The organism is Rhodococcus sp. RD6.2 (assembly GCF_001040705.1).
GTDB lineage: Bacteria > Actinomycetota > Actinomycetes > Mycobacteriales > Mycobacteriaceae > Rhodococcus_G.
In genome coordinates this window covers 882,742-901,189 of sequence record NZ_CVQP01000001.1, presented here as the reverse complement: position 1 = coordinate 901,189, position 18,448 = coordinate 882,742, and the positions used below count along the sequence as shown (strand labels likewise).

At 69.0% G+C, this 18,448-nt stretch carries 19 protein-coding genes and 1 riboswitch; of the genes, 6 read left to right on the top strand and 13 right to left on the bottom strand.

Features of this window, described 5'->3' with window-relative positions:
- Nucleotides 1-89: 89 nt before the first annotated feature.
- On the bottom strand, nucleotides 90-1,490 hold the full coding sequence (locus tag RHCRD62_RS04020) for an amino acid permease (RefSeq protein WP_050063305.1): 1,401 nt from the start codon (nucleotides 1,488-1,490) through the stop codon (nucleotides 90-92).
- Nucleotides 1,491-1,636: 146 nt separating this feature from the next.
- A riboswitch (SAM riboswitch) is annotated at nucleotides 1,637-1,749 on the top strand.
- A 136-nt stretch (nucleotides 1,750-1,885) separates the two neighbouring features.
- Between RHCRD62_RS04020 and RHCRD62_RS04015 the strand changes: the two genes are divergently transcribed.
- The 3 genes from RHCRD62_RS04015 (at nucleotide 1,886) to RHCRD62_RS04005 (ending at nucleotide 5,674) form a co-directional block, all read left to right on the top strand.
- Entirely contained in the window at nucleotides 1,886-3,190 is a 1,305-nt protein-coding gene (locus RHCRD62_RS04015; protein WP_050063304.1) for a bifunctional o-acetylhomoserine/o-acetylserine sulfhydrylase, read from the top strand.
- A 53-nt stretch (nucleotides 3,191-3,243) separates the two neighbouring features.
- On the top strand, nucleotides 3,244-4,380 hold the full coding sequence (locus tag RHCRD62_RS04010; RefSeq protein ID WP_050063487.1) for a homoserine O-acetyltransferase MetX: 1,137 nt from the start codon (nucleotides 3,244-3,246) through the stop codon (nucleotides 4,378-4,380).
- A 205-nt stretch (nucleotides 4,381-4,585) separates the two neighbouring features.
- A complete protein-coding gene (locus RHCRD62_RS04005) occupies nucleotides 4,586-5,674 on the top strand; it encodes a homoserine O-acetyltransferase MetX (protein ID WP_050063303.1) in 1,089 nt (362 codons plus the stop codon).
- 66 nt (nucleotides 5,675-5,740) lie between these two features.
- Here the strand turns inward: RHCRD62_RS04005 and RHCRD62_RS04000 are convergent, their stop codons facing one another.
- Nucleotides 5,741-6,046: a DUF3017 domain-containing protein gene (locus tag RHCRD62_RS04000; protein WP_050063302.1), complete on the bottom strand. Its 306-nt coding sequence runs from the start codon at nucleotides 6,044-6,046 to the stop codon at nucleotides 5,741-5,743.
- Between the two features lie 5 nt (nucleotides 6,047-6,051).
- Nucleotides 6,052-6,912, bottom strand: coding sequence for a bifunctional methylenetetrahydrofolate dehydrogenase/methenyltetrahydrofolate cyclohydrolase (locus RHCRD62_RS03995; protein WP_212744383.1), 861 nt, complete (start codon nucleotides 6,910-6,912; stop codon nucleotides 6,052-6,054).
- 31 nt (nucleotides 6,913-6,943) lie between these two features.
- Here RHCRD62_RS03995 and RHCRD62_RS03990 point away from each other — a divergent pair, with 31 nt between their 5' ends.
- Nucleotides 6,944-7,465 (top strand): GNAT family N-acetyltransferase, encoded by a 522-nt coding sequence (locus tag RHCRD62_RS03990; RefSeq protein ID WP_050063300.1) that lies wholly within the window; start codon nucleotides 6,944-6,946, stop codon nucleotides 7,463-7,465.
- Nucleotides 7,466-7,474: 9 nt separating this feature from the next.
- Here RHCRD62_RS03990 and RHCRD62_RS03985 read toward each other — a convergent pair whose 3' ends face one another.
- Both RHCRD62_RS03985 and RHCRD62_RS03980 read right to left on the bottom strand, forming a co-directional pair.
- The gene (locus RHCRD62_RS03985) at nucleotides 7,475-7,912 is read right to left on the bottom strand and encodes a hypothetical protein (RefSeq protein ID WP_050063299.1); all 438 of its coding nucleotides are present in this window, start codon (nucleotides 7,910-7,912) and stop codon (nucleotides 7,475-7,477) included.
- A 39-nt stretch (nucleotides 7,913-7,951) separates the two neighbouring features.
- Nucleotides 7,952-8,557, bottom strand: a complete 606-nt coding sequence (locus RHCRD62_RS03980; RefSeq protein WP_050063298.1) for a pentapeptide repeat-containing protein — start codon at nucleotides 8,555-8,557, stop codon at nucleotides 7,952-7,954.
- 180 nt (nucleotides 8,558-8,737) lie between these two features.
- Here RHCRD62_RS03980 and RHCRD62_RS03975 point away from each other — a divergent pair, with 180 nt between their 5' ends.
- On the top strand, nucleotides 8,738-9,202 hold the full coding sequence (locus tag RHCRD62_RS03975; protein WP_050063297.1) for a tRNA (cytidine(34)-2'-O)-methyltransferase: 465 nt from the start codon (nucleotides 8,738-8,740) through the stop codon (nucleotides 9,200-9,202).
- A 67-nt stretch (nucleotides 9,203-9,269) separates the two neighbouring features.
- Here RHCRD62_RS03975 and RHCRD62_RS03970 read toward each other — a convergent pair whose 3' ends face one another.
- The 6 genes from RHCRD62_RS03970 to RHCRD62_RS03945 all read right to left on the bottom strand — a co-directional run bounded on the left by RHCRD62_RS03970 (nucleotide 9,270) and on the right by RHCRD62_RS03945 (nucleotide 13,799).
- Nucleotides 9,270-10,055, bottom strand: a complete 786-nt coding sequence (locus RHCRD62_RS03970; protein WP_050063296.1) for a class I SAM-dependent methyltransferase — start codon at nucleotides 10,053-10,055, stop codon at nucleotides 9,270-9,272.
- A gap of 209 nt (nucleotides 10,056-10,264) precedes the next feature.
- Complete coding sequence (locus RHCRD62_RS03965; protein WP_050063295.1) at nucleotides 10,265-11,158, bottom strand: LysR family transcriptional regulator; 894 nt, start codon at nucleotides 11,156-11,158, stop codon at nucleotides 10,265-10,267.
- Between the two features lie 64 nt (nucleotides 11,159-11,222).
- Entirely contained in the window at nucleotides 11,223-12,380 is a 1,158-nt protein-coding gene (locus tag RHCRD62_RS03960; RefSeq protein WP_050063294.1) for a hypothetical protein, read from the bottom strand.
- 121 nt (nucleotides 12,381-12,501) lie between these two features.
- On the bottom strand, nucleotides 12,502-12,894 hold the full coding sequence (locus tag RHCRD62_RS03955; RefSeq protein WP_050063293.1) for a DUF302 domain-containing protein: 393 nt from the start codon (nucleotides 12,892-12,894) through the stop codon (nucleotides 12,502-12,504).
- Between the two features lie 39 nt (nucleotides 12,895-12,933).
- Nucleotides 12,934-13,527, bottom strand: a complete 594-nt coding sequence (locus tag RHCRD62_RS03950) for a class I SAM-dependent methyltransferase (protein WP_050063292.1) — start codon at nucleotides 13,525-13,527, stop codon at nucleotides 12,934-12,936.
- A 2-nt stretch (nucleotides 13,528-13,529) separates the two neighbouring features.
- Nucleotides 13,530-13,799 (bottom strand): metal-sensitive transcriptional regulator, encoded by a 270-nt coding sequence (locus tag RHCRD62_RS03945; protein ID WP_050063486.1) that lies wholly within the window; start codon nucleotides 13,797-13,799, stop codon nucleotides 13,530-13,532.
- A gap of 154 nt (nucleotides 13,800-13,953) precedes the next feature.
- Here RHCRD62_RS03945 and RHCRD62_RS03940 point away from each other — a divergent pair, with 154 nt between their 5' ends.
- Nucleotides 13,954-14,379: a hypothetical protein gene (locus tag RHCRD62_RS03940; RefSeq protein WP_050063291.1), complete on the top strand. Its 426-nt coding sequence runs from the start codon at nucleotides 13,954-13,956 to the stop codon at nucleotides 14,377-14,379.
- Nucleotides 14,380-14,386: 7 nt separating this feature from the next.
- Here the strand turns inward: RHCRD62_RS03940 and RHCRD62_RS03935 are convergent, their stop codons facing one another.
- Nucleotides 14,387-16,537 carry an MMPL family transporter gene (locus RHCRD62_RS03935; protein ID WP_084734080.1) on the bottom strand — a complete coding sequence of 717 codons (2,151 nt, stop codon included), beginning with the start codon at nucleotides 16,535-16,537 and terminating at the stop codon, nucleotides 14,387-14,389.
- A gap of 87 nt (nucleotides 16,538-16,624) precedes the next feature.
- The gene (locus tag RHCRD62_RS03930) at nucleotides 16,625-18,253 is read right to left on the bottom strand and encodes an FAD-dependent oxidoreductase (RefSeq protein WP_050063289.1); all 1,629 of its coding nucleotides are present in this window, start codon (nucleotides 18,251-18,253) and stop codon (nucleotides 16,625-16,627) included.
- Between the last annotated feature and the right edge of the window lie 195 nt (nucleotides 18,254-18,448).

Genomic DNA, 18,448 nt, shown 5'->3' with positions numbered 1-18,448 from the left:
GCGGACTCCCTTCGCTAACGGACGAGACCGCACCCAGTGCAGCATTCGCACTCGGCCGGTGGCCTCACCCTGCGCGGGTGAAAGCCCGGCTACCCCGCGATTTCGGCATGTTCGGGGTCGTCGGCCGACTCGGTGACCCGCGGTCGAACGAAACGCAGGTACGCGGCCGTCAGGCCGGCGAGCCACACCGCGCCGACGATCAACGCGACGCGGGTATCCGCGTCGAAGGCCAGCACGACGATGACGAAGCCGAGGAACGCGAGCGCGGCGAGTGGCGCGTACGGCCAGAACGGAACGGGGAACTGCAGCTCCGCCTGCTCCTGCGTGCTCATGCGCCGACGCGCCCGGTACTGCGACAGCAGAATCATCACCCACACGAACACCGTCGCGAAGGTCGCGATCGACGCGATGACGAGGAACACCGACTCGGGAATCAGGTAGTTGAGAAGGACCGCGAGCAGCAACGCCACCGTCATCACGACCACCGTCATCCACGGCACGCCGTTGCGCGACACCTTCGTCATCACCGCGGGCGCCTGACCGCGCTGCGCCATCCCGTACATCATTCGGCCCGCACCGAAGACGTCACTGTTGATCGCGGACAGCGCCGCGGTGATCACGACGACGTTGAGCACGGCCGCGGCCGGTCCGACTCCGATCGCCTCGAAGATCTGCACGAATGGACTGCTGCCGGTGCCGATGGTGTGCCACGGGATGATCGCCATGATCACGGCGAGGGTCGCGATGTAGAAGAGCATGATCCGCACCGGAACCGTGTTGACGGCCCGGGGAATGGTGCGGGCGGGATCTTCCGCCTCACCCGCGGTGATACCGATGATCTCGCTGCCCCCGAACGCGAACATCACGATCGCGAAGCAGGCGACGAACCCGCCGAATCCGCCCGCGAAGAAGCCGCCCTCGCTCCACAGATTGCTGACGCCCTGCGAGGTGTCGTGCACGCCGAACCCGAAGATCAGGATGGCGACACCCGCGGCGATCATCGCGAGAATCGCAGTCACCTTCACAACGGTGAACCAGAACTCGAGCTCACCGAACACCTTGACGCTGAGCAGGTTCAGCGCACCGATGAAGAAGACGATCGCCAGCACCCAGATCCAGCGCGGCACGTCCGGGTACCAAAACCCCATGTAGACGCCGAACGCCGTGACGTCGGCGAGGCAGACGACGATCATCTCGAACGTGTACGTCCAGCCCGTCATGAATCCGGCGAGAGGCCCGAGGTTCTTCGCGGCGTACTCGCCGAACGAGCCGGAGACGGGATTGCGGACGGCCATCTCACCGAGCGCACGCAGCACCACGTACACGGCGGCACCGCCGATGAGATACGCCAGCAGGACCGACGGGCCCGCCTTCTGGATCGCCCCCGCCGAGCCGTAGAACAGGCCGGTGCCGATGGCGGATCCGAGCGCGATGAAGCGGATGTGACGGGCCGACAGACCTCGGGTCAGCGCCGTGGCGGCGTCTTTCACTTCGGGTCTCCCAGCTCGTCCTGCACGATTGCGACCAGCAGTTTAGTGCTGTTGCGCAGGTCACTCGCGGTCGGGCCACGCGGCGAGGTGCCGTGGCACCGTCCCCGTTTCGGTGAGGGCGGACACAGCGGTTAAGATCGCTGCCAGGTCATGAGTGCCAGCATCAAGCCCCGGCTCGCTGGCCGGCAACCCTCCATCCGCGGTGGGGTGCCCCGGGTGATGACCTGGTTCTCCGCACAGTGGAGGACAAGCGCGGGTCCGCTGGGACGGACCCACCAACAGGGCCACGACCCACCGGAGGTTTCACCATGTGTTGCTGTCGCAGATAGGCCCCATCAGCCAGGGCGCCCCGTCGCGCCTCATCTTCGGAACACAACCTGGAGCAGAGCCAACCCATGAGCGAGAACACGATCGATCCGACCGCGAGCTGGAGCTTCGAGACGAAGCAGATCCACGCGGGACAGACGTCCGACGCCACGACCAAGGCCCGGGCACTGCCGATCTACCAGACCACCTCGTACACGTTCGACAACACCGATCACGCTGCAGCGCTGTTCGGCCTCGCCGAGCCCGGCAACATCTACACCCGAATCATGAACCCGACGCAGGACGCCGTCGAGCAGCGGATCACCGCTCTCGAGGGCGGCGTCGCCTCGCTGCTGCTGTCGTCGGGGCAGGCAGCGTCGACGTTCGCGATCCTCAACATCGCGAGCGCGGGCGATCACGTGGTGTCGAGCCCGAGCCTGTACGGCGGCACGTACAACCTCTTCCACTACAGCCTCGCGAAGCTGGGCATCGAGGTGACGTTCGTCGAGGATCCCGACAACCTCGACCAGTGGCGTGACGCGATCCGCCCGAACACCGTCGCGTTCTACGGCGAGTCGATCTCGAATCCGCGCAACGACATCCTCGACATCCCCGGCGTCTCCGCCGTCGGACACGAAGCGGGGATTCCGCTGATCGTCGACAACACCGTCGCGACGCCGTACCTGCTGCGCCCGCTCGAGCACGGCGCGGACATCGTCGTGCACTCGGCGACGAAGTACCTCGGCGGCCACGGCACGGCGATCGCGGGCGTCATCGTCGACGGCGGCACCTTCGACTGGACGCAAGGTCGCCACCCCGGCTTCACCACCCCTGATCCCAGCTACCACGGCGCGGTGTTCGCCGACCTCGGCGCTCCCGCGTACGCACTCAAGGCGCGGGTGCAGTTGCTGCGCGACCTCGGGTCGGCCGTCTCCCCGTTCAACGCGTTCCTGATCAGCCAGGGCATCGAGACGCTGAGCCTTCGGGTCGAGCGTCACGTGCAGAACGCGCAGCGGGTCGCGGAGTTCCTGGAAGGACGCGACGACGTCGTCCGCGTCGCGTATGCGGGGCTGCCGAGTTCACCGTGGTACGAGCGGGCGCAGAAGCTCGCACCGAAGGGCGCAGGCGCCATCGTCGCGTTCGAGCTGGCGGGCGGCGTGGATGCGGGCAAGAAGTTCGTCGACGCCCTCACCCTGCACAGCCATGTGGCTAACATCGGCGACGTGCGTTCGCTCGTGATCCACCCCGCTTCGACCACCCATTCGCAGCTGACACCCGCGGAACAGCTCGCGTCCGGCGTCACCCCGGGCCTGGTGCGTCTCGCGGTCGGCATCGAGGGCATCGACGACATCCTGGCCGACCTCGAGGCCGGTTTCGCGGCGGCGGCGTCTTGACAGTCGGTTCCGTCTCCAGCCCCCGTCCGGCCGGGTCCCGAGAGGTGTTCCCGTTGCCGGACGGGCGGCTGACCACAATTCCCATCGGTTCGCTGACGCTCGAGGACGGGACCCTGTTGCCCGACGTCACCCTCGCCGTTCAGGCGTGGGGCGAACCGAGCGCGACCCGGGACAACGTGGTGCTCGTCGAACACGCATTGACCGGCGACTCGCACGTCACCGGACCGGCGGGCGAGGGTCATCCCTCGCCCGGCTGGTGGGACGGCATGGTCGGCCCCGGCGCACCCATCGACACCAACGAGTGGTGCGTCCTGGCCACCAACGTGCTCGGCGGCTGCCGCGGCACCACCGGACCCGCCTCCCTCGCGCCCGACGGACGGCACTGGGGATCCCGGTTCCCCGGCATCTCCATTCGCGACCAGGTCGCCGCCGAGGCGGCCCTCGCGGATCTGCTCGGCATCGAACGGTTCGCCGCCGTCCTGGGCGGATCGATGGGCGGCATGCGTACCCTCGAGTGGATCATCGAGCACCCCGAAAGGGTAACGGCCGCACTGGTTCTCGCTGTCGGCGCACGGGCCAGCGCCGACCAGATCGGAACCCAGACCACCCAGATGGCGGCGATCACAGCGGACCCGGATTGGCAGGGCGGGGACTACCACGGCACCGGACGTAGCCCCGATGCCGGCCTGAGCGTCGCACGCCGCATCGCGCACCTGAGCTACCGCACCGAGGGTGAGCTCGACGCCAGATTCCACAACGATCCCCAGGACGGCGAAGACCCGCGCACCGGGGGCCGTTACGCGGTGGACAGCTACCTCCAACACCAGGCGTCCAAACTGGTGGCCCGCTTCGACGCGGCCACCTACGTGCTCCTCACCGAAGCAATGAACCGGCACGACGTCGGACGCGGGCGCGGCGGGGTCGAGGCGGCACTGGCGTCGTGCACGGTGCCGACGATCGTCGGCGGCGTCGACTCGGACCGCCTGTACCCGCTGTGGCAGCAACGTGAGATCGCGACCCACCTCGCGGGGTGTGAGGGACTTCGAGTGGTGAACTCGAAGGACGGCCACGACGGCTTCCTGACAGAGGCCGCGTGGGTGACCACCCTGCTCGGCGAGACGATGGAGTTGGCCAGGACCCACCGTGATGCGCGGAGCGTCCACCGCACATCACCCGATCGCGATTCGTGATCCCAGTTTCGCCATTGCCCCCATCGGCCGTGTTTCAAGTCGATAACATCGCGCCGTGCTCCCTATAGCAACAGATTCGACCACGACACCCTCGCTCTCCGGCGGCATTGACCTGCGCCCCGCGGGGGCCGCCGGATCCTCCGCGGCTACCACCACGTCGCCCGACACCCGGCCCGTCCTGGAGTTCCCTCCGACCGACGGGACCATGGTCCATCTCTCGATCGGCACGCTGGCCCTCGAGTCGGGCGACCAACTGCCCGACGTCACGGTCGCCGTTCAGTGTTGGGGCGAGCCGAGCCCCGAACTGGACAACATCGTGTTGATCGAGCACGCACTCACCGGGGACTCCCATGTGGTCGGCCCGGCCGACGACGTGCACCCGACCCCCGGCTGGTGGGAGGGCATGGTCGGCCCTGGTGCGCCGGTCGACACCGACGAATGGTGCGTGCTCGTCACCAATGTGCTCGGCAGCTGCCGCGGCACGACCGGTCCCGCCTCACCCGCACCGGACGGCCAGGCATGGGGCTCTCGATTCCCCGCGATCTCGGTGCGCGACCAGGTCGAAACGGAACGCGTACTCGCGGACAAGCTGGGGATCGATCGGTTCGCGGCCGTCATCGGCGGCTCACTCGGCGGCATGCGCGCCCTCGAGTGGATCATCGCCCACCCGGACCGGATCGCCTCGGCCCTGCTCCTCGCGGTCAGCCCCCGCGCGACGGCGGACCAGATCGGCGGCCACACCGCCCAGATCGACGTCATCTCCGCCGACGTGAACTGGCACGGCGGCGACTACTACGGCACCGGCACCTCCCCGGACAACGGGCTGAACATCGCCCGCCGGTTCGCCCACCTGACGTATCGCGGCGCGGCCGCCCTCGACGACCAGTTCGAGAATGCCCCCCAGAATGGCGAGGACATCTGGAACGGCGGCCGGTACGCGGTCCACAGCTACCTCGACTACTGCGCGAACAAGCTCGTGGCGACCTTCGACGCGGGCTCGTTCGTCGCCCTGACCCACTGCGCGAACAAGCACGACGTCGGCCGTGGCCGCGGTGGCATTGCCGCCGCTCTCTCCTCGACCGCGGTTCCGACCATCGTCGGCGCCATCGACTCCGACCGGATCATGCCACTGCACCAGATCATGGAGATGGCGGAGCTGCTCCCCGGTTGCGACGGCACGCGGATCGTGAATTCGCCCGCCGGGCACGACGGCTTCCTCACCGAGGTCGAGTGGGTGACAGGTTTGATGGGCGAGACCCTCTCCATGGCCAGGGCTGCACGCGCGGACCGCTAGTCGACGCCCGGCCGGTGCCGTCACGCCGACGACACCGGCCGGGTAGTTCGACAAGACCGGAGCGGCTCAGCCGGTCCCGAGCGGGTCGATGGACACCGCGAGCCACACGATGGCTCCGCCGACGAGGGTCAACGCCGTGACATCGAACGCCTGCCCGCGCACGGCGAGCAGGCCGACCTCCTCGGTCCTGAAGCAGAGCCGGAACCCGGCTGCGACGAGGGTCGCGATCCCGAACACGAAAGCTCCACGCCGCCACCGGTCCGCAAGCACGAACCCGATGGCGACCAGGACGATCACCGCGACCACGATCAAGGGCAGGTTCCTCCGCGCGAACCGAAGCCACCGGTTCGCCGGCTCCGCGGCGGCCGTCACCGTGGTCAGGCCGACTCGGCCGCGAGCTGTTCGGCGCGCTCGACCACGTTGCTCAGTAGGAACGCGCGCGTCAGCGGTCCGACACCACCCGGATTCGGGGAGATGAACCCGGCGACCTCGCGAACGTCGTCGGCGACGTCACCGCGCAGGCCGTCGGGGGTGCGGCTGACTCCGACGTCGAGGACGGCGGCACCCGGCTTGACCATGTCGGCGGTGATCAGACCCGCGACTCCGGCGGCTGCGACGACGATGTCGGCACGGCGGACCTCAGCGGCGAGATCCTTGGTGCCGGTGTGGCAGAGGGTGACGGTGGCGTTCTCACTGCGACGCGTCAGCAGCAGACCGATCGGCCGGCCGATGGTGACGCCGCGACCCACGACGGTCACGCGTGCACCGTCGATCGGGACGTCGTAGCGACGCAGCAGGTGCACGACACCGCGCGGGGTGCAGGGCAGCGTCGCTTCCTTGCCGAGAACCAGACGGCCCAGGTTGACCGGGTGCAGTCCGTCCGCGTCCTTGTCGGGGTCGATGCGTTCGAGCGCGGCGTTCTCGTCGAGGTGCTTCGGCAGCGGCAGCTGCACAATGTAACCGGTGCACTCCGGGTTTGCGTTGAGTTCGTCGATGACGGCCTCGAGCTCGGCCTGGGTGATGTCGGCGGGCAGATCGCGGCGCAGCGAATTGATGCCGACCTTCGCGCAGTCGGCGTGCTTGCCACGCACGTAGGACGCCGAACCGGGGTCGTCGCCGACGAGCACCGTGCCCAGTCCGGGGGTGATGCCCTTGGCCTTCAGTTCGTCCACCCGAGCCTTCAGGTCGACGAAGATCTCGTCACGGGTTGCCTTGCCATCGAGAATCGTCGCAGTCACGGCGCCCATTCTTTCAGGTAACACTGGACACATGGCACACAGTCCTGAACTCGCGCCCGAATTGCGCGGTCCGCGGGTCGTGTTGACACCCCTTCGGCCGGAGCATCGTCGACGACTGCGGGAGATCCACCGGGAGCCGGAGGTCCGGCGCTGGTGGCAGATGCCCGACGACGACTGGCCGGAGGCCCTCGAGCCCGACACCACCGGCTACACCGTCTTGACGGACGACCGGATCGTCGGGTTCGCGCAGTGGTACTTCGAGGCGGACCCCCAGTACCGGCACGCCGGCCTGGACCTCTTCCTGTCCGCCGAGGTGCACGGCCGCGGGCTGGGCACGGAGGTGATCCGGGTGCTGTGCACGCACCTGATCGACGACCACCACCATCACCGGCTCGTGATCGATCCGAACGTCGCGAATGCCGCGGCCATCGCCTGCTACCGCAAGGTCGGGTTCACAGAGGTCGGGGTGATGCGGGAATACGAGATGCGCCACGACGGCACCTGGGATGACGGACTGCTGATGGACCTGTTGGCCCGCGAGTTCGTCCGCTGACCCGCCCGGTCACGCGAGCACCGCGGCCAGCGCCCGCCAGCGCCGGTGGCGGTGCCGGAACAACAGGTGGGCAACAGGGCCGACCACCGCGCCGCGCCAGCCGTCGTCGATCTCGATCTCGTCGGTGTACCGACAGGAGTGCTCGCCCGTCGGAGTGAACGTCAGGTGGTGATTCCACGTTCGAACGAGACCGCCGTGTTCTCGGGTGAGGATCTCGGTGGCGTCCAGTCGCAGCAACGTCAGGTGATGGGTCCACGCGGGGATCACCCCGAACCACCACAGCCGGCCCGAGACTCGGGAGCCGGGCCCGATGTGGTCGGGCCGCTGCAGTGTGCGAATTCGGAGGATCGGCCGGAGTACGAAGTCGAACAGTTCGGGTTTCTGCGCGAGCGCGCACGCTGTATCCGCGGCGATCGGCAGGTCAATGGACCTCGTGACCGTTCCCATTGCCACAGCATGGTGGCGTCCGCGGGCCCGGGCAACCCGTCACTGCTCGACAACGAGTCCGTTGGCCGCGGCCATCGCGACGGCCTGGGTGAGGTCGATCTTCGCGCCGGTCAGCTTCGCGGAAGTCCACAGCGACGCGTCGACGTGGGCACCTCGCAGGTCCGCGTCCTCGAGGCGAAGCCCGAAGGTCCGGGCGCCGTGCAGGTCGACGGCCCGCAGGTCCGCCTTGCGCAGATCCGCCTCGACGAGGTTCGCCTCGCGCAGCCGGCAGTCGGTGAAGTCGATGCCGCGCAGGTCTGCTCGCCCGAGGGAGGCGAGCGTGAAGTCGACCTCGTCGAAGTCGACGGGCCGCATCCGACACTGCTCGAACGTCGACCCCATCAAAGTTGAGCTTCGAAACTGGCTGTGCCACAGGGTTGTCCGAGCGAACGTGCAGGATCGAAATGCCGTCACGGTGTGCACCCCGTCGCTGAGGTCGGCGCCGGTGAAGTCGCAGTCCGTGAAGACCACGTGCTCGGTCCGCAGCTCGCTCAGGTCCGCGTCGCGGAACGTGCACCCCGTGTAGTGCCGCCGAATCCAGTGCTGCCGCGGCAGCCGCGCATCGGAGAAATCCTCACCGACGAACTCTTCGATCTCCTCAGCCATACCCCGATCCTGCCCGCCGCCCCCGACACGGCACAGCCGTGCACGTCAGCGGCCCGCAGCGGGTCCCCTGGTGCCCCATCGGAGGTTGCCGAGCGACCCACACGCCGGAGGTCGTGCCTGGTCCGCACGCCTGACCCGGGTCGGCAACCGGCCGGGCAGGGCGGATGGCAAGCTTGTGCCGTGTTCCGTCTCCTGTTTCACGAGCCCCGCATCCCCCCGAACACCGGCAACGCCATCCGGTTGGTCGCCGGGACGGGAAGTGAGCTGCACCTGGTGGAGCCGCTCGGCTTCGACCTGTCCGAGCCGAAGCTGCGGCGGGCGGGCCTGGACTACCACGACCTGGCTTCGGTGACGGTCCACGCGGACCTCGAGGCGGCATGGGCGGCGCTGGCGCCGGAACGGGTGTTCGCGTTCACCGCACACGCCGACACCTCGTACGCCGACATCGAGTACCTGCCCGGCGACGTGCTGCTGTTCGGTCCGGAACCGACTGGCCTGTCGGACGAAGTGCTCGCCGACCCGCACGTCACGAGCCGGGTGCGGATCCCGATGATCCCGGGACGGCGGTCACTGAACCTGTCGAACGCCGCTGCCGTGGTGACGTACGAGGCATGGCGCCAGCACGGGTTCGCCGGCGGCGTCTGATTCAGAGCACGGCCAGCCGTCGGCGGAGGTCGACGCCCCCCGATTGTCGGGACAGGGTCGCCCTGCCTCACCCACGGGCGCCGTCGCGGCTCAACTCGACGCGCATCTGACTGAACCGGAACAGTCCCGGCCTACCCGCGACCGCCTCGTACGCGGCGACGACGTCGGCCATGAACCGGGCGGCACGGTCGGGTTCGAGGCGTCGCGTCCAGTCTGTGGACCCCACCGTGCACCACCGCAGGAAATCCCAGCGAGAACCGAAGTCCCACTCCACTTCCCACGTCCGTCGCCCCGTCACCGCTAATCCCGCCGCCTCGGCGAGCGCCGCGTACTCGTCGGGCGCGGGGTGCACGTAGGGCGCCTCGAACCCCACGAAATCCGTCGCCCACTCAGGCCGGCGGGCGACCTCCATCTCGATGCCTTCGACACTGGAACGCTCACTGGCACAGACCATCTGGACCACCGCCCGGCCACCCGGCCGAAGCGCGTGCGCAAGGGACTCCAGAGCGCGACGCTGCTCGGGTACCCAGTGCAGCGCATTGAACGACACCACCAGGTCGAACTCGTCGGCGAACGGCAGGTCGCGGGCATCGCCGACCAGGAACCGCGCCGACGCACCCGCCGGAACCGGGCGTGCAGTGGCCGTCTCGATCATCCGCGGTGACGCGTCGATCCCGACGACCGACCCCCGCGGCACCCGCGCCGCCAGTTCGAGACTGACCAGGCCGTCCCCGCAACCGATGTCGAGGACCTGCTCGTCGCCGCGCAGGCTGAGGCCGGCCAGCGCCTGCCCGGCGAGCGTGCGTTGCAGCGCACTCACCTCGGCGTACTCGTGTCCGTCCCACAGGGGCACGGACTCAGCATACGGAGGATTCGCCGCAATGACGGCCTATCGCTCCTGGCCTCGGCCCGCCTCGTACCGGCCGAGGACGTCGAGTACGCGTCCGGCCAGGTCGTCGATGTCGGCGCCGGTCGTATCGACTCAGCGCAGACCCCGGAATCCTCGACGTCGTGCAGAGCGACGGCTGACGCCGACCTCGGTGTGTCTGCGGTGCAACGGCATCACCGCGCACCGGCCGCGATGTCGAGGAACTCCCGTGCGGAGCCCCGCAGCCCGCTGGCGTGATCCCACACGGCGAGCAACCGTCTCGGCAGACGAAGTCCCTCGAGTTCGACGGCGACGAGCCTGCCGTCGACGATGTCGGCGGCCACGGCGAGCGACGACACGACGGCGGGCGCGTTGCCTGCGACAACGGCAGCCTTGACCGCGGTGCAGGACGTCAGCTCGAGCAGCGGTGCCACACATCCGGGGACGGCCCGCTCCAGGGTGTTGCGGGTGCCCGACCCGAATTCACGCTGGATCAACGGCGTTCGCGCGAGTTCGGCAGGCGCGATCGGCCCCGATCGCGCCCACGGGTGTGCGGGCGGGACCACCACCACCAGTTCGTCGCGCGCAACTTCCCGGGAATCGAGACGGGCGGGCACCTCAGGCCCCTCGACGAATCCGAGTTCGGCCTGTCCGGAGAGCACCTGGGCGACGACGTCGGTGGAGTTGAGCAGGCGGACGGAGGTAACGACCGTCGGATGCTTGCGTCGCATGGTGACGGTCCAGCCGGGCACCAGGTACTCGGCGATGGTCATGCTCGCCGCGACGGTCAGGTTCGCTTCCCTCTCGCCGCGAAGGGCGGAGATTCCGGAGGCGAGTTGCTCTGCGGCGGTCAGGGTTCCGGCGGCCCATTCGAGGACCAGTCCCCCCTCGTAGGTGGGGGTGACACCAGTGGTGGCGCGGTCGAACACCTTGATGCCGAGCTGACGCTCCGCGGACCGGACGCGAGCGCTGATCGCCTGCTGACTGAGTCCGTGTTCCCGTCCCGCGGCGCCCATGCTGCCGAGTCGCGCAACGGACAGGAGCACGTCGAGTGCAGCCAGTTCGGGGACGCGCGGAGACAGGGGCATGCGGCACACCCTACCCGGCCACAAAGCCTCATTGTGGGGAGACAAGGTGCCGTGGTGCCCGACGTCAGAGCAGCAGGAAGACCACGACAGCTGCCACGAGCGCGAGCAGGGCGACCACGACCAGCACCCTCAGCACTGTTCGTCCTGCCGAACCCCCGCCCTCCTCGGCTGTGTCCACTGCGGGCTCGGTGACGACCTCGACGACACCGGCCTCGGCCGGGTCCTCGATCGGGCCTTCGGCGACCTCCACCGCGGCGGACGCCGCCGAGAGGACTGTGTCGCCGTCCGTCACGACGTCGGCGGGCAGCAGTGGCCCGCGGATGGCCGTCAGCACCTCGGTGACGTCATAGGACGGCGGCAGCCCGATCGGCTTGTTCGGCCGAGTCGCACTGCGGAAGCCGGCTGCGACGATGGCGGCGCCGAGCGCTGCGGCCTGCTCCGGACCCGGACCCACCACGACGTGCACCCCGAACTTCGTGGCGAGTGCATCGGCGACGCCGCGCAACGCGACGACGTCCCGCGCGACGATGCCGTCACCCGTCACCACCACGGCGTCGAGGTTGGACGGTAGCCAGCCGAATGCGCCCAGGGCCGTGGACAACTGGGCCGTCGGCGACGAGCCGCGGGATGCGGCGAACCGAAACGACCGACCGCTGGAGACACCGGAACGCACGAGCGTGACCGTGGCCCCCGCGTCGTCCACGTGATAGGTGCCGATCAGCTGCCCGGGCTTCGCCGAGACCTCCGATTCGAACCACGCGCACACCGCTTCCGCGTCGGACAGCAGTGAAAGCTCGCCCAGTCCCGAATAGTTCAGCGAGTTACGGAGGTCTGCGATCTGGTCCGCCTCCCACATCGAGGGGTAGGACGCGACGACCGTCGGTGTGCCGCCGTCGCGACCACCGAAGGTGGGCAGCGGCTCGCACTCCCGCACCAGCGAACGCATCGCGGAGGCCACGACGTCCTCCGCCCGGTAGCGGGTACCGTCGCTGGCCGCCACACCTTCGGGATCTCCGACCCGGGCCACGAACCCCGTCACGGTGCCGACGAACTCGCCGCCCTCCGGTGGGTCACCGCCGCCGAGAAGAACGTCACCGTCGGAGCCGACGTAGAGGACGGTGTCACGGACGATGACTATCGGGTCGGGAGTGCCCGGTTCGTTCGAGGCAACGACGAGCGTCGAGACGAGGCTGCCGATGCGGAGCCCAATTCCCACAGACATGCGTACTCCATTCGAGCGACGAACATCAAAGCAATCTACGCGCTCGGCGGAGCCATTCCCGAAACCCGGACGCCGGGACACTCCCTGTCGCGCCGAACATCTCGTACGCGACCCCGGAGAGTCAGGAAGTCAGCGAACCGACGGCGGCCCGCAGCAAACCGGCAGCTTCCTCGGCGACGGCCGCCAGCTCCGGATTGCCCGTCACCTCGACCATCAGTTGCGGGTTCATCGCTTCCACGACGACGGCGGATGAGCCCTCGGACCGCACCACGACGTTGCACGGCAGCAACAGCCCGATCTGCGGATCCGCACCGACGGCGCGGTTCGCGAGCCCCGGATTGCATGCGCCGAGGATCAGGTACCTGTCCAGGTCGGCCCCGATCTTCTCCTTGAGCGTCGTTTGCAGGTCTATCTCCGTGAGCACACCGAATCCCTGCTCCTGCAGTGCTGCACGTGTCCGGGCCACCGCATCGTCGAAGTCGGCGGTCAGTGTGGTTCCGATTCCGAGTTCCATGTGTGCGATCCCTTCCCTTGGTTCCGTTCGGTATGCCGTTCAGCGATGCTCGAGCAACTGCCAGGGCGACGCGTCGAGCAGGACGTCGACGGCAGTCCCGTCACCCTGCGGGCGCAGTACGTGCTCGAGCGCGTGGATGCGCAGACCCGCCGAGGCCGACGCGAGATCGGAGATGCCCGGCAGGATCGCCGGGTCGGGCGGCCCGCCGACCCCGCGGTGATAGTTCTCGATCGAATGCCCGAGATACAGCAGGCGACCACCCGGGGCGAGCCAGCCCGCGGCCCGGGCGACGAGCGCCCGCAGATCGTCCGTCGGCAGGTGCAGGAAACTGAGCAACGCCAGATCGACCTGCCGGCCGGGCGCCCAGTCCGTGACGTCGGCGACCCGCCAGTCGATCAATCCGTCGGCGTCCTTCTCCCGGGCCTGCTCGATCGCGACCTCGGAGTGGTCGACCGCGGTGACGGTCCACCCCATGCGGGCCAGCCACCGAGCGTGCCTTCCGTCTCCACACGCCAGGTCGACAGCCGTGCCGGGCGTCGCCCCGCCGAGGCGCTGCCGGATCGTTTCGGCGGGTTCACTGCCCCAGGGGTCGGGGCGGTCGCGATAACGGGCGTCCCAGTCCGAGGCGTCCATCGTCACGCCAACGCCAGGAAGAGCTTCTCGAGCTCCGCCTCGGTCATCGGTTCCTGATTGTCGCGCGTGGTCCCGTCGAGGCAATCACGCAACCCTGTGGCGACAATCTTGAATCCGGCCCTGTCCAGCGCACGGGACACCGCCGCCAACTGAGTCACGACGTCCTTGCAGTCACGTCCCGCCTCGATCATCGAGATCACGCCCGCAAGCTGCCCCTGCGCGCGGCGCAGCCGGTTCAGGACCTGCGCGATACTTTCTTCGTCGCCTGTCATCGACACACCTGCTCTTTCTCGACACGCATTCGGATCGAACTCCTTCAGTTTACCCCTCGGGGTATATCCCGGGTTTCGTGGCGAAACCGGGGTCCACGCGGCCACACTGGAAGGTGAAGCGGGCGACACCGCCCACCCACGACAGGAGAAGTCCATGAGCGAGAACCGGCCCTTCGGCTTCGACCCCGAGGATCTCGACCGCATGGCCCGCCAGGTCGGGGAGGGCATCCGCGACACGGTCGACAGGATCGGCAGCATCATCAGCGACGCCGGCTTCGAGATCGTCACGGAGTCCCGCCCCGGCGTGACGTATGCGTACCCGCGCCGTAAGCAGACCCAGACCACCGGCGACACCGGCGGCGGCGTGTGGGCGATCTTCGTCGTCGACGACGACGGCACGGCCACCGTCGAGCAGGTGTACGCCACCGAACTCGACGCGTTGCGCGCCAACAAGACCAATACCGACGCCCACCGCCGCGTCCGCTTCCTGCCGTACGGCATCACTGTCAGCGCGCTCGACGCCGACACCGACGGCGGCTCCGGGCTGGACGCGGATGTCGAACCAGACCCGGAGCACTGACCGCCCGTCAGCCGTGCGAGAAGCTGATCTCGGGTAGCAGCCGGCGCAGCCACGCCGGTGACCACCACGCTGCCCGGCCGGCGATCCGCAGCAGCGCGGGCAGCAACACCAGCCGGATCAGCACCGCGTCGAGCAGGACCGCGACGCCGAGGATGATGCCCATCTCCTTCGGCGGCAACGGCTCGGCGAGCGCGAAGCTGAAGAACACGCCCACCATCACCGCGGCGGCGGCGAAGATCACTCGGCCCGAGTGCGCCATGCCCTCGACCTGCGCGGCGGCGGCGTCACCGGTGCGCTCGTAGTGCTCCTTGACGGTCGAGAGCAGGAACACCGTGTAGTCCATCGCGATCGCGAAGATCATCGCGAAGAAGAACACCGGCCCCCAGCCGTCGAGGAAGCCCTGCGGCTCGAAGCCGAGCAGTCCCGCGCCGTGACCGTCCTGGAAGATCAGCTTCGCCACTCCGAACGCGGCACCGGTGGACAGCAGGCTGACCACGGTGCCCATCAGCGCCACCAACGGCGCGCGCAGCGCGATCAGCAACAGCAGGAAGCCGAGCACCAGGATCACCGCCATCACGATCGGCAGGTAGTCGTTCAGCGCCTGCTGCAGGTCCAGGTTCTCGGCGGGGGCGCCGCCGACGATCGCGGACTCGGGCAGGTCGGCCCGCAGCCGGTCCAGGGTACCGGCCAGTGCGGGATCCGACGGGTCGACGTCCGGCACCGCCTGCAGCAGCACGTGATCGGAGCCGTCGAGGGAGGACATCGGCGGACTCACCATCGCGACGCCCTCGGTGGCGGCGGCGACCCGCGCGACCTCGTCGGCATCCTCAGCGGCAGCGACGATCTGCAGCGTGCCGGGCACACCGGCACCCATCTGTTCCTGCACGATCTCGTAGCCCTGCCGCACGGCGGCATCCTCGGGCACGACCTGGATCGACGGCATGGCCACCTTCAGGCCGAACACCGGGATCGAGAGCAACACCAGGACGATCAGCGCGCCGATGGCGAGCGGCCACGGCCGACGGTTCACCAGCGCACCCCAGCGGAAGAACACCGGCGACCGGTGCTCCTGACGCTTCGCGTACGGCAGCGCCCCCTTGTTCACCTTGCCGCCCAGCTTGCCCAGGACCGCGGGCAGCAGGGTCAGCGTCGCGGCGAGCACGAACAGCACGGCCAGCATGATGCCGACCGCCATGGTGCGCACCGCGGGGGCGGGCACCAGCAGCACCGCCGACAGGCTGACCAGCACCGTCAAGCCGGAGAGCAGCACCGCCTTGCCCGCGGTTGCCATCGTCTCGGCGACGGCCATCCGGGAGCTCGCGCCGTTACGCAGGGCGTCCCGGAAGCGGACGACCAGGAACAGCGCGTAGTCGATACCGAGGGCGAGGGCGAACATCATCGCGAAGTTCATCGCCCACACCGAGATCGGGGTGAGCTCGTTCAGCAGCACCAGCGCGCCTGCGGACGCGACCAGACCTGCCATCGTGAGCAGCAGCGGCAGACCCGCCGCGACGAGCGAGCCGAACGCGAGCACCATGATCGCGAGGGTGACCGGCCAGGAGAACAACTCGGCCTTGATCATCGCGTCGTGATTGGCGGCATTGAAGTCGCTCCACAGCGCGGACGCGCCTGTGGGGTGGATCTCGACCCCTTCCCCGGCGACCGCGGCCAGCGGGTCCGCGAGGTCGCCTGCGGCGGTGACCATCGTGTTCGCGTCGGCGCCCGCGCCGCCGAGCACGATCGCGGTGTGCCCGTCGGGACTGATCGTCATGCCCGGCTGCGGCGGCACCACCTGGGAGATCCGGGAGTCGGCGTCCAAGACGCCGGTGACGCCCGCGATCGCGGCGGCCATCTCGGGATCGTCCACGGTGTGCGTCTCGGAGTGCACGACGACCTGCAGGGCGTCGGACCCGGTGCCACCGAAGTGCTCCTGGGCGAGCTCGCGGACCTGGACGGACTCGGAGCCGTCGGCCTGCCAGCCCGCGCCGGCGAGTGAGCTGAACACGCTGGGCGCGGCGGCACCGAGCGCGACGACGACGGCAATCCAGGCGATGACAACGAGCTTGAAGCGGTCGGCCATCGTGGCGCCGAGTCGCGCCATCAGGCCGTGCACCTGCTCCCGCGGCGGGGTGTGCTTGTCGGTGTCGGTGGTGGTCATGGCATCGAACATCCTTCTCGGAAATACGGGTGGGGGTATATGAGCGGGCCGAGAAAACCCCCGGAGGCCGGGGGTGTTCTCGAAAGGTCAGACGAGGAGGTCGGCGTGGGCGCGACCCGCGAGCCAGGTGCGGTAGCCGCCGTCGAGGTTGCGGACGTCGCAGCCGAGCTGACGCAGGATGCGGGCCGCGGTGTGCCCGCGCTGACCTACCTGGCAGGTCACGACGATCTCGCCGCTGGGCAGTTCGGCAGCCCGCGACCGGAGCGCGTCGAGTTCGATGTTGACGGCACCGGGAATCGTGCCGGCCGCGAACTCGGACGGTGTACGAACGTCGACGAGCACCGCACCGGCGGCGTCCAGTTCGTGCCACTGAATGGTGGCAGCGGTGCCCACTCGCAGGTTGTCCGCGATGTAGCCGAGCATGTTCACCGGATCCTTCGCGGAACCGAACTGCGGCGCGTACGCCAGTTCCAGATCGGCGAGCTCCGACGCGGTGATGCCTCCGACCATGGCGGTGGCGATCACGTCGATGCGCTTGTCCACCCCGTCGCCACCGACACCCTGCGCGCCCAGGATGGCGTCGGTGTCCGGATCGACGAGCAGCTTCAGCGACATGCCCTGGGCTCCCGGGTAGTACCCGGCGTGCGACTGCGGATGCGTGTGGATCGCCCGGTAGGACCTGCCCGCAGCGCGCAGGCGCTTCTCGTTCCAGCCGACGGCGGCGGCCATGAGGGAGAACACTCCGACGATCGCCGTGCCGACGACGGGACGCGGACGCACCGGCAGTCCGGAGATCACGTCGGCGACGAGCCGACCCTGCCGGTTCGCCGGATTGGCGAGCGGCACGAGGCCGGGCTGCCCGGAGATCGCGTCGAGCTTCTCGACAGCGTCACCCACCGCGTAGACGTGCTCGGCGGAGGTCCGCATCTTCTCGTCGACGGCGATGCCGCCGCGCGGGCCCGTCTCGATGCCGGCCGCGACCGCGAGCGCAGACTCGGGCCGCACGCCGATCGCCATCACCACGACGTCTGCGGGCAGGACCCGGCCGTCAGTGAGGGTGACGTCGTCGGTACCGATCGAAGCGACCTGGGTGCCGAGTTCGATCCGGACCCCGTTGGAGCGCAACTCGTCCGCGACGGGCGCGGCCATCTCGGGGTCGAGCGGCGCGAGCACCTGATCGGCGAGTTCGACGACCGTGACGTCGAGGTCGCGGCGGCGCAGGTTCTCGGCGAGCTCGATCCCGATGAACCCGGCGCCGACGATGACGGCGGAACGCGCGGTCGATTCCAGCGCGGCGACGAGGCGGTCGACGTCCTCGACGTCGCGCAGGACCAGCGCACGGTCGACGCCGGGCAGGTCGGGGACGATCGGGCTCGCGCCGGGGCTGAGGACCAGTTCGTCGTAGGTCTCGACGGCCTCGACACCGGTGACCAGATCGCGCACGGTGACCGTGCGAGCGTCCGGGTCGATCGAGGTGACCTCGGTGCGAACACGGACGTCGAGTTCGAACCGGGCGGCCAGCGAGTCCGGGGTCTGCAGCAGCAGTGCCTCGCGCTCCCCGATCACTCCGCCCGCGTAGTACGGCAGTCCGCAGTTCGCGAACGAGACGTGTGCGCCCCGCTCGAACACCACGATCTGCGCATCCTCGTTCAGCCGGCGCAGCCTGGTCGCCGCGGACATTCCACCGGCGACGCCACCCACGATGACAACCTTCACGTCGACTCCCTTCGTCACAGCCAGAGGCAAGCATACCCCCTGGGGTATAGGAACCTGCTCGCGGCGAGAACTGTTCCCCCACCTCCCCGACCGTGGCGCGAGTCACCGCCGCGTCGCGCCCGATTCGGCGGTGATTCTCCCGTCGTGTGTTCCGTTGGCCGATCGACCTACGACCACCACAGTGCGACTCCAATC

Excerpts from the sequence above, each read along its gene's own strand:
- RHCRD62_RS03950 (WP_050063292.1), bottom strand. The coding sequence starts at position 13,527 with ATGGACGCCTCGGACTGGGACGCCCGTTATCGCGACCGCCCCGACCCC.
- RHCRD62_RS03960 (WP_050063294.1), bottom strand. The coding sequence starts at position 12,380 with ATGTCTGTGGGAATTGGGCTCCGCATCGGCAGCCTCGTCTCGACGCTC.
- RHCRD62_RS03935 (WP_084734080.1), bottom strand. The coding sequence starts at position 16,537 with ATGACCACCACCGACACCGACAAGCACACCCCGCCGCGGGAGCAGGTG.
- RHCRD62_RS03990 (WP_050063300.1), top strand. The coding sequence starts at position 6,944 with ATGGCACACAGTCCTGAACTCGCGCCCGAATTGCGCGGTCCGCGGGTC.
- RHCRD62_RS04015 (WP_050063304.1), top strand. The coding sequence starts at position 1,886 with ATGAGCGAGAACACGATCGATCCGACCGCGAGCTGGAGCTTCGAGACG.
- RHCRD62_RS03940 (WP_050063291.1), top strand. The coding sequence starts at position 13,954 with ATGAGCGAGAACCGGCCCTTCGGCTTCGACCCCGAGGATCTCGACCGC.
- RHCRD62_RS03955 (WP_050063293.1), bottom strand. The coding sequence starts at position 12,894 with ATGGAACTCGGAATCGGAACCACACTGACCGCCGACTTCGACGATGCG.
- RHCRD62_RS03980 (WP_050063298.1), bottom strand. The coding sequence starts at position 8,557 with ATGGCTGAGGAGATCGAAGAGTTCGTCGGTGAGGATTTCTCCGATGCG.
- RHCRD62_RS03945 (WP_050063486.1), bottom strand. The coding sequence starts at position 13,799 with ATGACAGGCGACGAAGAAAGTATCGCGCAGGTCCTGAACCGGCTGCGC.
- RHCRD62_RS03965 (WP_050063295.1), bottom strand. The coding sequence starts at position 11,158 with ATGCCCCTGTCTCCGCGCGTCCCCGAACTGGCTGCACTCGACGTGCTC.
- RHCRD62_RS04005 (WP_050063303.1), top strand. The coding sequence starts at position 4,586 with ATGGTCCATCTCTCGATCGGCACGCTGGCCCTCGAGTCGGGCGACCAA.
- RHCRD62_RS03985 (WP_050063299.1), bottom strand. The coding sequence starts at position 7,912 with ATGGGAACGGTCACGAGGTCCATTGACCTGCCGATCGCCGCGGATACA.